The 13814-nt window shown below is 72.9% G+C and carries 10 protein-coding genes; 4 read left to right on the forward strand and 6 right to left on the reverse strand.

Going from position 1 to position 13814, the window contains the following annotated elements; genetic code table 11:
• Positions 1 to 54 precede the first annotated feature (54 nt).
• On the forward strand, positions 55 to 642 hold the full coding sequence (locus KBZ10_RS00945; protein WP_210985504.1) for a TetR/AcrR family transcriptional regulator: 588 nt from the start codon (positions 55 to 57) through the stop codon (positions 640 to 642).
• A 241-nt stretch (positions 643 to 883) separates the two neighbouring features.
• A complete protein-coding gene (gene ligD, locus KBZ10_RS00950; protein WP_210985746.1) occupies positions 884 to 1801 on the forward strand; it encodes a non-homologous end-joining DNA ligase in 918 nt (305 codons plus the stop codon).
• A 401-nt stretch (positions 1802 to 2202) separates the two neighbouring features.
• Here ligD and KBZ10_RS00955 read toward each other — a convergent pair whose 3' ends face one another.
• Positions 2203 to 4296: a PhoX family phosphatase gene (locus KBZ10_RS00955; protein WP_210985505.1), complete on the reverse strand. Its 2094-nt coding sequence runs from the start codon at positions 4294 to 4296 to the stop codon at positions 2203 to 2205.
• 568 nt (positions 4297 to 4864) lie between these two features.
• Here KBZ10_RS00955 and KBZ10_RS00960 point away from each other — a divergent pair.
• Positions 4865 to 6544, forward strand: a complete 1680-nt coding sequence (locus tag KBZ10_RS00960; protein ID WP_210985506.1) for a VWA domain-containing protein — start codon at positions 4865 to 4867, stop codon at positions 6542 to 6544.
• Between the two features lie 265 nt (positions 6545 to 6809).
• Here KBZ10_RS00960 and KBZ10_RS00965 read toward each other — a convergent pair whose 3' ends face one another.
• Together KBZ10_RS00965 and KBZ10_RS00970 are read right to left on the reverse strand one after the other, a co-directional pair.
• Positions 6810 to 8303: a flotillin family protein gene (locus KBZ10_RS00965; protein ID WP_210985507.1), complete on the reverse strand. Its 1494-nt coding sequence runs from the start codon at positions 8301 to 8303 to the stop codon at positions 6810 to 6812.
• 280 nt (positions 8304 to 8583) lie between these two features.
• The gene (locus KBZ10_RS00970) at positions 8584 to 9081 is read right to left on the reverse strand and encodes a hypothetical protein (RefSeq protein ID WP_210985508.1); all 498 of its coding nucleotides are present in this window, start codon (positions 9079 to 9081) and stop codon (positions 8584 to 8586) included.
• Positions 9082 to 9406: 325 nt separating this feature from the next.
• On the opposite strand from KBZ10_RS00970, the gene metG reads away from it, so the two are divergent.
• A complete protein-coding gene (gene metG, locus KBZ10_RS00975) occupies positions 9407 to 11131 on the forward strand; it encodes a methionine--tRNA ligase (protein ID WP_210985509.1) in 1725 nt (574 codons plus the stop codon).
• A gap of 75 nt (positions 11132 to 11206) precedes the next feature.
• On the opposite strand, the gene KBZ10_RS00980 is transcribed toward metG, so the two are convergent.
• From KBZ10_RS00980 to aspS, 3 genes are all read right to left on the reverse strand, one after another.
• On the reverse strand, positions 11207 to 11599 hold the full coding sequence (locus KBZ10_RS00980; protein WP_210985510.1) for a type II toxin-antitoxin system VapC family toxin: 393 nt from the start codon (positions 11597 to 11599) through the stop codon (positions 11207 to 11209).
• A complete protein-coding gene (locus tag KBZ10_RS00985; protein WP_210985511.1) occupies positions 11596 to 11823 on the reverse strand; it encodes a hypothetical protein in 228 nt (75 codons plus the stop codon). Before KBZ10_RS00985 ends, KBZ10_RS00980 begins: the two co-directional genes overlap by 4 nt.
• A gap of 100 nt (positions 11824 to 11923) precedes the next feature.
• Positions 11924 to 13696, reverse strand: a complete 1773-nt coding sequence (gene aspS, locus KBZ10_RS00990; RefSeq protein WP_210985512.1) for an aspartate--tRNA ligase — start codon at positions 13694 to 13696, stop codon at positions 11924 to 11926.
• Between the last annotated feature and the right edge of the window lie 118 nt (positions 13697 to 13814).

Here is a 13814-nt window from a genome sequence, read left to right on the forward strand (position 1 = left end):
CAACCTTGCGCCGTGCTGCCCTTGGCCGGCGGACCCACGGAGAGGAGCAGGCGGATGACGGACCCGGAAGCGCTGCACAAGGGGGCCGGTCCCCGGCGGAAGGCCGAGATCCTCGGCGCCACCCTCGACCTGCTCGCCGAGCGCGGATACGACGACCTCACGATCGAACAGGCCGCCGAGCACGCCGGGGTCAACAAGACCACCATCTACCGCTGGTGGGGTTCCAAGCCGGAGTTACTCCGCGACGCCCTGCTCGACTCCGGCGTCCTCAGCGTCACGGTCCCCGACACCGGAAGCCTGTACGGCGATCTGGCCGCGCTGACCGACGCGGTGCGGAGCCTGCTCCGCGAGGAGCGCACCCGCGCCCTCGTCGAGGCGGCGCTCGTGGGCGCCGTACGCCACCACGCGCTGCGCGAGCTGGTCGTCTCCCTGCTGGACGACGGCTTCCTGCGCCGGCAGCCGATCCTGGAGCGGGCCACGGCCCGGGGCGAACTGCCCGCGGGCTTCGACCCCGGACCCCTGGCGGACGCCCTCGCCGGCGCGCTGTGGGTGCAGCTTCTGCTGCGACGGCGGCCGCCGGGCGAGGAATTCGGCCGGGCGCTGCTCACGCTGCTGCTGGACGGCTGCCGGGTCCACGGCTGAACCGCCGCCCCGGACACTCCCTGATACTCCCGGACACCCTCGGACGCCCTCCGGCAGCCCCGGACACCCTCGGACACCCTCCGGCAGCCCCGGACGCCCCCGGGCAGCCCGCCCCGGGCCACCGCCGCCGCCCCCGGCCGTGCCGCCCGGCGCCTCCCGCGGACGCTCCGGCACGCTCCCGGCCCCGGCCCCAACCCCCGTGACACGGCGGAAGTTTGGCGCGGACGGCAGGGGCAAGGCGCTGAAGGTGAGCGATACGAGCGAGATCCGGGTCGGCCGGCGGACCCTCACCCTGCACCGTCCGGGCAAAGTCCTCTTCCCCGGCGACGGCATCACCAAGGCGGACCTCGTCGAGCACTACCGTTCGGTCTCCCGGCGCATGCTGCCGCACCTGCGCGAGCGTCCCCTGATGATGGTCCGCCATCCCGACGGCATCGGCGGCAGGCCGCTGGTCCAGAAGAACGTCCCGGGCCACTTCCCGGACTGGGTGCACCGGGCCGAGCTCCCCCGGGAGAGCGGCGGCACCGTCACCCATGTGCTCTGCGACGACGCCGCCACCCTCCTGTACCTCGCCGACCAGGCCTGCGTCACCCCGCACCGCTGGCTCTCCCGCGCCGACCGGCCGGACCACCCGGACCGGCTCGTCGTCGACCTCGACCCCTCGGAGGGTGTCGGCTTCGAGGACGTGCGCTGGGCGGCGCACCGGGTGTGCGAGTTCCTCGACGGGCTCGGGCTGCCCACCCTGCTGATGACGACCGGGTCGAGCGGCCTGCACATCGTCGTCCCCCTGGACCGGCAGGCGGACTTCGGCACCGTCCGGGCCTTCGCGAGCCGCGTGGCCGGGCTGCTGGCGGAGCGTCATCCCGGCCGGCTCACGACCGAGCAGCGCAAGGCCGAGCGCAAGGGCCGGGTCTATCTGGACGTCCAGCGCAACGGCTACGCGCAGACGGCAGTGGCCCCGTACGCGGTGCGCGCGCTTCCCGGGGCGCCGGTCGCCACGCCGATAGCCCGCCGGGAACTGGACGACCCCGGGCTCCACGCCCGGCGCTGGACGCTGGCCACCATCGGGGACCGGCTGGCCGGCGACGATCCGTGGGCCGGGATGCCGCGCCGGGGACGCACACTGCGGGCGGCGGAGCGGCGGCTCGCCGGGCTGTGACCGGCGCGGCCGCGCCGGCCGCCCGCCGCGTGCCCCGCCGGCGGGCGACGTACGGTCTCGTGCCCCTGCCCGTACCGCACCGGCTCCGCTCCGCTCCGCGCCGCAAAGCACCGCGCCGCGCCGCGCCGGCGCAACCGCCCGGAGCCCGGATGCCCCACGCACCCCGGGTACGAGACGCGCCGGAGCCCGGACGCGAGGGCCGCCGCGCGGCCGGAAACGGCAGCGAGCGGCATCCGCGGACCCGTCTCCTGTCCACACCGATGCCGCTCAGCCGTCCTGCTCTCGGCCGTCCTGCTCAGCGTCTTGCCCAGCACCCGCTCGACCGCCCCCGCCCGGCGCCCCGGCCGCCTCCACCGCGTCGGCCGGACGTCACCGCAGGGGTCACCCTCCGCGGGAGCGGATCAGACGCCGATCGCGCCACCGTCCGCGCGCCAGACGCAGACCACCGAGGGGCGGACGATCTTCCCCGGTCCGTCGGGCCACGCCGAGGCGGGGTTCTCGACCGTCGCCCCGTCCACCTCGCCCGGGTGCTGCACACAGACCAGCACCCGCTTCTCCTGCACGACCGGCCCGCAGGTCTCGGCCCCGGTGGGCACCGTCAGGAACTGCCGCACCTGGCCCTCGTTCCGGCCCCGGTCGGCGACGCCGAAGAGACCGTCGTGGCTGCCGAGCTGGTTGCCGTCCGTGGAGAGCCACAGGTTGCCGTGCGGGTCGAAGGTGATGTTGTCCGGGCAGGAGATCGGGCTGACCTGGTCCTTGGGGAAGCCCGCGTAGTAGGTGGCCGGGTCCTCCGGATCGCCGCAGACCAGGAACAGCCGCCAGGCGAAGCGTTCCGCCGTCGGGTCGTTGCGGCGCTCGGTCAGCTCCAGCACCTGGCCGTGCTTGTTCGCGTTGCGCGGGTTGGCCTCGTCGGCGGGCGCCTTGCCGTCCAGACCGCGCTCCTTGTTGTTCGTCAGCGCGACGTAGACACGGCCGGTGCGCGGGCTGGCCTCGACGTCCTCGGGGCGGTCCATCTTGGTGGCGCCCACCTTGTCGGCCGCGAGGCGCGTGAAGACGTACACCTCCTCGGCGGTCATGCCCGGCACGTACGAGGTGTCGCCCTCGGCCAGCTTGATCCACTCGCCGGAGCCGTCGAACTCCCCGTCGCGGAGCGGCTTGCCGCTGCCGTCGATCTCGCTCGCGGGGCTGTCGCCGGTGAGCTTGGCGACGTAGAGCGCGCCCTCGTCGAGCAGGGTGAGGTTGTGCTCCCGGGCGGCCCGGCCGTGGCCGCGCATCATGCGCTTGTTCGAGACGAACTTGTAGAAGTAGTCGAACCGCTCGTCGTCGCCCATGTAGACGACGGGGCGGCCGTCCCGGGTCAGCCGGGGCTGGGCGGCCTCGTGCTTGAAGCGGCCGAGGGCGGTCCGCTTGCGGGGCACCGAGTCCGGGTCGTACGGGTCGAGCTCGACGACCCAGCCGAAGCGGTTGGCCTCGTTGGGCTCCCGGCCCAGGTCGAAGCGCCGGTCGAACCGTTCCCACTTGCGCTCGCTGACCGCGTCGGTGATGCCGTAGCGCTTCAGGCGCGCGGCGGTCTCCGGGTCCGTGACGGCCTCGGCGTTGCCGAAGTACTGGTTGAAGTTCTCCTCGCCGGAGAGGACGGTGCCCCACGGGGTGGTGCCGCCCGCGCAGTTGTTCAGCGTGCCCAGCACCGTGGTGCCCTCCGGGTCCGCCGAGGTGCGCAGCAGAGGGCTGCCGGCGGCCGGGCCGGTGACGCGGAACGGCGTCGTGGCGGTGATCCGGCGGTTGAGCCAGTGGCGGGTGACCGGGGCGAGCGCGCCGCTGCGCCGCTCCTCCTCCACCACGACGACCGACAGACCGTGCGCGGCCCAGGCGATCTCGACCTGCTCGCGGGTCGGGTTCTCCGGGTCGTAGCCGGCGAACATCAGTTCTTCGTTGGTGTACTCGTGATTGGCCACCATGACCTGGCGGCACCGCTCGCCGGGAAGGTCCAGCAGGGTCAGGAAGTCGTTGTTGTAACCGAACTGACCGGCCTGGGCCCGGGCGGTCTGCCGGTCCGGGTCAAAGGCCGGGGCCCCGCGCAGGATCGGTTCTCCCCAGCGGATGACGACCCGCTGCCGGTAGCCCGGGGGGACGGTCACGGCGTCGGCGGTGTTCGGCGGGACCGGCGTGAACCGGAGCCCGCGCGCGGCCCGCCGGCCGTGGTGGGGGTGGCCGGATCCCCGCGCCGCGGCGGCGGAGGAGGCCTCCGGGGACGCGGCCTCGGCGCCGGGCGCCTGCCCGAGCGCCGAGGCTCCGACCGCCGACGCGACGGTGACGACGGCGCCGGCCCGCAGCATGGAGCGGCGCGAGAGCGCACCGGCGATGACATCGCCCGCGTAGGCGTTGTCACTGGTGTTGGGCACCTCGTGGAAGCAGGCGTTCCCGCACCGGTAGCGGCAGGTCATCGCAGACCTTCCGCCCGGATGTGAGCTGATCAGAGGCAGCAGTCTCCGCACGTGATTCTCCTCCGTAGGGTTCCTCCGGCCCCGGCTCCCGACCGGGTACACGGACAGTCTCCGCGCGTTGACGCTAAGGGGGCAGACCCGCGCGCCGGAAACCCCCGGATGAACCCGGGGTGAAGCCGGGGAAACCGGCGCACGGCATGTACTGGGGCCTCCGCAAGCCCCGCATCGGCCGGAGCGGGGCGGAATCCGGACAACGATCCGCACGGGACCGGCTATCCATGGCGACAAGATCTCGCCACACGCGGCGACTTCTGGGACGCTGTCGCAGAGCCGCACGCCCGGCCGGGCCGGCTCGGCCGAGACGACGCGCGCGGTGCCGTGCGGCGGAGGCGCGAGGAGCACCGTGATCGACGAACCCCGGACCCCGGTCGAACGGGCCGTTCCCCACGGCCCGCCGGCGACCGGGCCGCGGCCGGCGGTCCCGTCGCTCCGCCCGCCGCGGAGGGGGCCCGCGCCCGGCCAGACCCCTGCTGGCTAGCCTTACATGTCCGTCCTGGTCAGGGACGAATCCCGCACCTCGGACATTCATCGCACCCGATACTTGTAAAGGGCTTCTCCCATGGGCATTCGGAGTCTGCTGCGGAATGTGTTCAGCCGGTCCCGGACGGGGCGGGAGGAACAGGCACCCCCGGCGGCCGGTACGGCCGGCCCGACAGACGCCGCGAGCACGAGCGACCGGACCGGCGGCACCGGCGACAGCGGCGGCACCGCCGTACCGGAGCAGCCCCGGGGAACGGAGGAGCCGGCGGGCGCCGCGGGCTCCGTCCCCGCCCAGGCGCGCCGCACCGCCGGATCCGGCGGCACCGGCTCGTCCGGCGGGCCGGGGAAGGATCCGGAGCCGGAGAAGGAGCCGGAGCCGGAACCGGAACCGGAGAAGAAGACCGGTGGTATCAGCGCCGAACTGATGTCGGCCTTCGACCAGCCCCGGGCTCCCGAACAGCGGACGGCCGCGTCCGGGGACGCGAAGCAGGCGGCGCCCGGCAAGGGCGCCGGCGACAGGGCCGACGAGCCCGCCGGCACCACTGACCCCACGGACACGGCCGACACGGCCGCGACAGGCGGGACGGACCCCGCAGCCGAGGCCCACCGGGCCGCCGAGGACGCCGTGGCGGAGGCCGGGGCCCTGTCCACCGGCGCCGTTCCCGAGCCCGTCACCGGCCCCGTCGGCAAGACCGCCGATGCCGCGGACGCCTCGGGCGGCGGCGGCAAGGAAACCGGCGAAGGCGGCCGGGACCTCGCGGCGGAGGGCTCCGCCGAGGCGCGGGCGGAGGTCGACGCGGTGACGGCCACCGTCGCCGAGCTCTCGGGCGACGCCCCGCCCGCATCCGTGACGGACGCCAAGGCAGAGGCGGGGGAAGCCACCGACGGCAAGCCGGCGCAGGGCACCGAGACCGGGGCCGGCGCCGCCGCCGACGAGGCCAGGAAGGAGGCCGCGTCACTCGCGGGCGACAACGACCCCACCGCGCCGGAGCCGGCCGCACCGGAGAAGACCACCGCCGCGGGGGAATCCGGCACCGCGGCCGGGGCGATCTCACTGGAGAAGGTCCGCAAGACCGCCCCCGGCCTGGTCAACCTCTACAAGGCCGCGTCGGCGACCCTCGACAAGGAGGGCCTGGCCGGGCAGCGTGCCGCCGTCTACCTCGTCCTGGACCGCTCCGGCTCCATGCGCGGCTACTACAAGGACGGCACCGTCCAGCACCTCGCCGAACAGGCCCTCGGCCTCTCCGCGAACCTGGACGACGACGGCACCGTGCCGGTGGTGTTCTTCTCCACCGACATCGACGGCACCGCCGACATCGCCCTGGACGACTACAAGGGCCGGATCGAGGCGCTCCACGCGGACCTCGGCCACATGGGCCGGACGAACTACCACCGCGCCATCGAGACCGTCGTCGAGCACTACAGGAAGTCCGGCTCCACCGCCCCGGCCTTCGTCATCTTCCAGACGGACGGCGCCCCCACGAGCAAGGCGGCCGCCGAGAAGGCGCTGTGCGAGGCCGCGGACCTGCCCCTCTTCTGGCAGTTCATCGGCTTCGGCGAGAAGGACGCCAAGGGCTTCGACTTCCTCCGGAAGCTGGACGCCCTCTCCGTGCCGGAGCGGCGGAAGGCCGACAACGCCGGCTTCTTCCACGCCGGTCCGGAACCGAAGAAGCTCACCAACCGCAAGCTCTACGAGCAGCTGCTGTCCGAGTTCCCGAAGTGGCTCGCGGAGGCCCGGGAGAAGGGCATCCTCGGCTGACGGGAATCCCGCGGCCCGTACGGGGAAACGCCGGTGAGGCGGAACCCGGACGCGACAGCGCGGCGCGGCACACCGGGCGCGGCAGGACACACACCAGGCGCGGCAGGACACACACCGGGCGCGGCGCCGGTTCCGTCACCGCCCCCTGCCGTCACCGCCCCCCCGCGTCGTCCGCCGCCGGCGCCGCGCCCGGGGCTTCCCGTGGCTCCCTCAGAGCCTTGAGATCCCCGGGCGCGGCTGTTCGCGCGGCGGCGGAGCCGCCGGATCAGCCGGTGACCTCGATCCGCTCGGCCCCCGGCCTGCCGCCGCCGGATCCGGCCGGGCCGGCTTCCGCCGTGCCGTCCGTGCCGGTGTTCGCACCGCCCGCACCACCGGCACCGCCCGCACCGCCGGCACCACCGGCCAGCCGGGAGAGCATCGACGCCAGATCGATCCCGGTGGTGGAGCCCAGCAGCTCCATCCCCTGCGCCACGTTGTCCGCCACCGTGCGCGGCAGCTTCCCGGCCCCGTCGGTGGAGATCACGGTCAGCTTGTCGATGGCCGCCATCGGCTCCGCCGCCTTCGCGACGACCTGCGGCAGCACCTCGACGAGCATCTGCAGCACGGCCGCGTCGCCGTACCGCTCGAAGGCGTCCGCCTTCTTGTGCATCGCCTCGGCCTCGGCGGTGCCGTGCGCGGCGACCGCCGCGGCCTCCGCCTCGCCCTCCAGCCGTACCGCCTCGGCCAGCGCCGCGCGCCGCTGCTTCTCGCCCTCACCGGTGAGCCGTGACTCCTCGGCCTGCGCCTCGGCCTGCTTCACGCGCGCCACCCGGTGCGCTTCCGCCTCCTGTTCGGCCCGGTACCGCTCGGCGTCGGCCGGCTTGCGGATCTCCGTGTCGAGCTGGCGGTCCTTGAGCGCGGCCTGCCGCATGGCGACCTTCTCCTGCTCGGACAGCACCTCCTGCTGCCGCGCGGCCTCGGCCAGCGGTCCCGCGGCCGCGGCGCGGGCGGCCGCCGCGTCCGTCTCCGCCTTGATCTCGGCCTGGCGGAGCGCCAGCACCCGCTGTGCGACGGCGATCTCCTCCTCGGCCCGCAGCCGCGCCTGCTCGGCGATGCGGCGGGCGTCGGCCTCGGCGGTGTCGGCCTCCTGCCGGGCGCGGGCGGCCTCGGGCCGGCCGAGGTCCTGCAGATAGCTGCCCTCGGCGGAGATGTCCTGGATCTGGAAGGTGTCGAGGACGAGTCCCTGGCCGGAGAGGCTGGCCTCGGCCTCCTCCGCGACCTGCCCGGCGAACGCCGCCCGGTCCCGGATGACGTCCTCCACGGACATCCGGCCGACGATCGAGCGCAGCGCGCCGGACAGCACCTCCTGGGTGAAGCCGACCACCCCGTCCTGCTGCATCAGGAACCGCTGGGCGGCGGCGCGGATCGCGTCCTCGTCCCCGCCGACCTTGACGATGGCGACCCCGTCCAGGTCGACCTTGACGCCCCGCAGCGTCACCGCGCCGCGCACGGCCACCGGGATGTGCCGGCTGGACAGGTCCATCACATGGCGCTGCTGGACGAACGGCACCACGAAGACGCCGCCGCCGACCACGACCTTCTGGCCGCTGGTGTCGTAACTGACACGGCTGGTCACCGCGTCGACGGACTTCTTGCCCCGGCGTCCGGTGATGATGAAGGCCTCGTTCGGCCCGGCCACCTTGTAGCGGGAGACGACGAGCACGGCCAGGAGAACGAGGAGTACGACGACTCCGACGACGGCGACGAGCACTGGGCTCATGGGGTCCTGCCTCTCTGCGGACAAACCGGATGATTCACAACGACGGGAGCTCCCGGGGGCCGGGTTCGTCCGTCCCCCCGTGGACGGACGAACCCGGCGGCCCCCGGCGGAGAGTCCCGCGGCGGGGCCGCGCCGGGCCGCCCCGGGCCGCGGCAACGGCCGGGACGAGGGCGTTCCACCGGCACGGCGCCGGAGACGGCCGGACGGCAGCCAACGGACCCGGCCGATGGCGACGAGCGGGCCCGGCCGGACCCGGCCGGCGGGTGGGGCGGCGGGACCGCTAGCGCTCCACGGCGCGCACCTCGACCGCCGTGCTGGACAGCGCGGCCGTCACCCAGATCTCCTCACCGAGCGGCTGCGCCGTCTCGCTCCGGGCCGCGTACTTGACGGGCTGCCCGCCGGCCCGGAGCAGCACCTCTCCGTAGCCGCCCGGCGGAATGGGCGTCACCACCGAGCCCGGGGTGCCGACCAGGTCGGCGGAGCGGAGCGTCGGCGCGGTCTGGTCCCGCATCAGCGTCCGGCTCAGCCGGACCACCAGCCAGGCCGTGCCCAGCCCGGCGGCCGTGCCGGCGGCGGTCGCGGTGCCGGGCCCGGCTCCCGTGGTGCCCAGCGTGATGGCACCGCCGAAGCCGAGCATCGAGATGAACCCGGCCAGGGCCGGCAGCGAGACCATCCCCCCGAAGGCCCCGTCCAGCACCCCGTCCAGCACGCCGTCGAAGACGAAGGCGAGGACCAGCAGCACCAGCCCCGCCGTGCCGAGCCCCAGAAACCACGCCATCCGGCCCCCTCTCCCTGCGGGGAGCGGGCCCCTGCACGCCCCGCACTTGCCGCGTTCCGGGCAGTCTGGCAGCGGGGCGGCCCACGGCGCACTGCCGGGTTCCGGCAATCTTCAGGCCTCCGCGGTGCCGGAGAGCCGCCCCGGCCCGCGCCGCGACGCCCCGGGCATCACTTCCGGCCCGCGCCCCGGCCCCCACCCGCGTCCGCGTCCGCGTCCGCCCCCCGGAAACCCGGATGGGTGGCGCCGGGCGCTCCGATACGATATTGACCGCCCGCAGAATCCTTCCTCACTCCGCGCATCCACCTGCAACCCGGGAGCAGCCGCAATGGCTCGACACCTCATCACCAGCGCCCTTCCGTACATCAACGGGATCAAGCATCTGGGCAACATGGTGGGGTCGATGCTCCCGGCCGATGTGTACGCCCGCTATCTGCGGCAGCGCGGTCACGAGGTGCTGTACATCTGCGCCACCGACGAGCACGGCACCCCGGCGGAACTGGCCGCCAAGGAGGCCGGGCTGCCGGTGGACGCGTTCTGCGCCGCGCAGCACGACGCGCAGAAGGCCGTCTACGACGGCTTCGGCCTGGAGTTCGACTACTTCGGCCGCAGCTCCTCCGAGCAGAACATCGAGATCACCCAGCACTTCGCGCGCCGTCTGGCGGAGAACGGCTTCATCGAGGAGCGCGCGATCCGCCAGGTGTTCTCCGTCGCCGACGAGCGCTTCCTGCCGGACCGCTACATCGTCGGCACCTGCCCGCACTGCGGCTACGACAAGGCCCGCGGCGACCAGTGCGAGAACTGCACCCGCGTGCTCGACCCCACCGATCTGATCGAGGCCCGCTCCGCGATCAGCGGCAGCGCCGAGCTGGAGGTCCGGGAGACCAAGCACCTCTTCCTGCTCCAGTCGAAGCTGGCCGGTGAGGTCGAGGCGTGGATCGACGCCTGCGGCGAGGAGTGGCCGACGCTCGCCTCCTCCATCGCCCGCAAGTGGCTGACCGAGGGCCTCCACGACCGCTCGATCACCCGTGACCTCGACTGGGGCGTCCCGGTCCCGGCCGACACCTGGCCCGAACTGGCCGCCGAGGGCAAGGTCTTCTACGTCTGGTTCGACGCCCCGATCGAGTACATCGGCGCCACCAAGGAGTGGGCGGACCGCGCGCCCGACGGCGAGGTCCGGGACTGGAAGTCCTGGTGGTACGAGCCGGCGGGCGCGGACAACGTCCGCTACACCGAGTTCATGGCCAAGGACAACGTCCCGTTCCACACGGTGATGTTCCCGGCCACCCAGCTCGGCACCCGCGAGCCGTGGAAGAAGGTCGACTACGTCAAGGCCTTCAACTGGCTGAACTACTACGGCGGGAAGTTCTCCACCTCCCAGCGGCGCGGGGTCTTCACCGACGCCGCCCTGGAACTGCTGCCGGCCGACTACTGGCGCTACTTCCTGATGGCGAACGCACCGGAGTCGGACGACACGTCCTTCTCCTGGGAGCTGTTCTCCTCGGTCGTCAACAAGGACCTCGCCGACACCCTCGGCAACTTCGTCAACCGGGTGCTCTCCTTCTCCCGCAAGCGCTTCGGCGACACCGTCCCGGCGGGCGCGGAGGCCGGCGAGGCCGAGCGGAAGCTGGGCCGGGAGATCGCGGGCCTGCTCGCCGAGTACGAGCGGCAGATGGAGGCCCTGCAGTTCCGCAAGGCGGCGCAGGCGCTGCGCGCGCTGTGGAGCGCGGGCAACTCCTATCTGGAGGAGAAGGCCCCCTGGCTGGAGATCAAGACCGACCAGGACGCGGCCGCGCTCACCCTCCGTACCGCCATGAACCTGATCCATCTCTACGCGGTGGTCTCCGAGCCGTTCATCCCGGCCTCGGCGCAGGCCCTGCGCGCCGCGTTCGCCCTGGCGGACGACACCGCCGCCTGGGTCACGGCGGAGGAGGCCGCGGCACTGGCCTCCGTCCCGGCCGGCACGGCGTTCACCGTCCCGCCCGTCCTCTTCGCCAAGATCACCGAGGACGACCTGGCGGCCTACCGCGAGCGCTTCGGCGGCGAGGAGTAGCCCACACGGTTCGCGGACGGGCCGCGGAGGAACTGCCCTCAGCGGCCCGTCGGCATATTTCGCCGGTGCGGCGTGTCAGGTGATGAGTTCCACGATGCACCGCGCGCCGGACCCCCGCGCGAGCCGCCCGTCACCGGTCACGAGCGGCACGGTGAGATGCTCGGCCAGCGCCACGTATGCGGCGTCGTACGGCGTGTAGTTGTTGCGCAGTTCCCACATCCTCGGAATCAGGTGCTCGCAGGGCACCCGCTCGATGGGCAGGTCGGGCAGCACGCGCACCGCCCGCTCGGCGACTTCCACGTCGACTTTCCGGGCCCGCAGGAGGTTCCGCAGGGTGTTGAGTGCTTCGTAGTCGATCACCCCGGGGGCGACCAGCCGCTCACCGGACATCCGGGCCATGCAGGCCTTGCCCGCCGGACCGGCGTCGATGAGGGACGAGATCAGTACGGAGTTGTCAACGACGATCATTCGCCCCGGCCTTCACGCTGTGCTTCGACGACGGCCTCCATCGGGACCTCCCGCACCAGGTCGGCCCGGACCACGGTGAGGATGTCCTCGATCGGCTCCTGCGCCGCCTGGTCCTCCAACATCTTCCGCAGGTACTCCTGGAGCGATCTCCCGGAGTCCGCGGCGCGCCGGCGCAGTATGGCGTAGGCCTGGTCATCGACGTTTCTGATCTGAACGGTAGCCATGCATGCAGAATAGCGCGAAATCGACGCCGAAATAGCGCTTCTTGCTCCGAAAAAGAGCCCGGGACCGCGCGGAACGCGGTCCCGGGCTCCTTACGGCCGCCTACCGCTCCTGCTTCACCTGCGGCTTCCGCAGGCTGAGGTGGAGCTCCCGCAGCCGGGCCTCCTCGACCTCGGTCGGGGCGCCCATCAGCAGGTCCTGGGCGTTGCCGTTGAGCGGGAAGGCGATGGTCTCGCGGATGTTGGGCTCGTCGGCCAGCAGCATCACCATGCGGTCCACGCCCGGGGCGATGCCGCCGTGCGGCGGGGCGCCGAACGTGAAGGCGCGGAGCATGCCGCCGAACTCGCGCTCGACGTCCTCCCGGGAGTAGCCGGCGATACCGAAGGCCTCGTACATGATCTCCGGCTCGTGGTTCCGGATGGCGCCGGAGGACAGCTCCACGCCGTTGCAGACGATGTCGTACTGCCAGGCGAGGATGTCCAGCGGGTCCTTCTCCCTCAGCGCCTCCAGGCCGCCCTGCGGCATGGAGAAGGGGTTGTGGGAGAACTCGATCTCGCCGGTGTCCTCGTTCTTCTCGAACATGGGGAAGTCGACGATCCAGCAGAAGCGGAAGACGCCCTCCTCGAAGTGCCCGGCCCGGCGGGCGGCCTCGACCCGGACCGCCCCCATGATCTTGGAGACCTCGTCGAACTCGCCGGCGCCGAAGAAGACGGCGGTGCCGGGCTTGCCGCCGACCTCGGCGATCAGCTTGTCGGTGTCGTCCTCGGTGAGGAACTTCGCGATCGGGCCGGTGAGCTTCGCGTTCTCGCCGATCCGGATCCAGGCCAGGCCCTTGGCGCCCTGCTCGACGGCGAACTCGCCCATCTGGTCGAAGAACTTCCGCGGCTGGTCCGCGGTGTCCGGCACGGCCAGCGCACGGACGTGCTTGCCGGCGAAGGCCTTGAAGCCCGAGTCCGCGAAGATGTGGGAGACGTCGGTCAGCTCCAGCTTGGCGCGCAGGTCCGGCTTGTCGCTGCCGTACTTGAGCAGCGCCTCCCGGAAGGGGATGCGCGGGAACGGGGAGGTGACCTCGCGGCCCTGCCCGAACTCGGTGAACAGGTCGGTCATCACCTTCTCGATGACCCGGAAGACGTCCTCCTGCTCGACGAAGCTCATCTCGATGTCGAGCTGGTAGAACTCGCCCGGCGAGCGGTCGGCGCGGGCGTCCTCGTCGCGGAAGCAGGGGGCGATCTGGAAGTAGCGGTCGAAGCCCGCGATCATCAGCAGCTGCTTGAACTGCTGCGGGGCCTGCGGCAGCGCGTAGAACTTGCCGGCGTGCAGCCGGGAGGGGACGAGGAAGTCGCGGGCGCCCTCGGGGGAGGTGGCCGAGAGGATCGGTGTCGCCATGTCCATGAAGCCGAGCGCGGTCATCTCCCGGCGGAGGAAGGCGATGACCTGGGAGCGCAGCATGATGTTGCGGTGCATGCGCTCGCGGCGGAGGTCGAGGAAGCGGTACTCCAGCCGGCGCTCCTCGTTCACCCCGTCCTCGGTGTTGATCGTGAAGGGCAGCGGCTCGGCCGCGCCCAGCACCTCGACCGCGTCGACCTCGATCTCGATCTCGCCGGTCGGCAGGTCCGGGTTGACGTTCTCGGCGCCGCGGGCGCTGACCCGGCCGTCGACACGGACGACGGTCTCCTTGGTCAGCGAGCCCAGCACCTCGTTGGCCGGCGTACCCGGCCGGGCGACGAGCTGGACCAGGCCGTAGTGGTCGCGGAGATCGACGAAGAGGATGCCGCCCAGATCGCGACGATTGTGCAGCCAGCCGCTCAGTCGCACCTCGGTGTCGACGTCAGCGGCGCGGAGTTCGCCGCAGGTGTGGGACCGGTACCGATGCATCGCTCATCCAAGTCGTCGGATCGTCGTCGGATCGTGGCTGGCGGGCGGTGGACGCCCGTGGGACGCGGCCCGTCGAGGGCCCCGTCAAGGGTACCGGTAGCCACCTGCCTCACAGCCG

Origin of the sequence: Streptomyces sp. F63 (genome assembly GCF_018070345.1) — a bacterium.
Lineage (GTDB): Bacteria > Actinomycetota > Actinomycetes > Streptomycetales > Streptomycetaceae > Streptomyces.

Bases quoted from the DNA above. Each gene is read 5' to 3' on its own strand.
- KBZ10_RS00945 (WP_210985504.1), top strand. From the start codon at position 55: ATGACGGACCCGGAAGCGCTGCACAAGGGGGCCGGTCCCCGGCGGAAG.
- KBZ10_RS00960 (WP_210985506.1), top strand. From the start codon at position 4,865: ATGGGCATTCGGAGTCTGCTGCGGAATGTGTTCAGCCGGTCCCGGACG.
- KBZ10_RS00965 (WP_210985507.1), bottom strand. From the start codon at position 8,303: ATGAGCCCAGTGCTCGTCGCCGTCGTCGGAGTCGTCGTACTCCTCGTT.
- KBZ10_RS00970 (WP_210985508.1), bottom strand. From the start codon at position 9,081: ATGGCGTGGTTTCTGGGGCTCGGCACGGCGGGGCTGGTGCTGCTGGTC.
- metG (WP_210985509.1), top strand. From the start codon at position 9,407: ATGGCTCGACACCTCATCACCAGCGCCCTTCCGTACATCAACGGGATC.
- KBZ10_RS00980 (WP_210985510.1), bottom strand. From the start codon at position 11,599: ATGATCGTCGTTGACAACTCCGTACTGATCTCGTCCCTCATCGACGCC.
- KBZ10_RS00985 (WP_210985511.1), bottom strand. From the start codon at position 11,823: ATGGCTACCGTTCAGATCAGAAACGTCGATGACCAGGCCTACGCCATA.
- aspS (WP_210985512.1), bottom strand. From the start codon at position 13,696: ATGCATCGGTACCGGTCCCACACCTGCGGCGAACTCCGCGCCGCTGAC.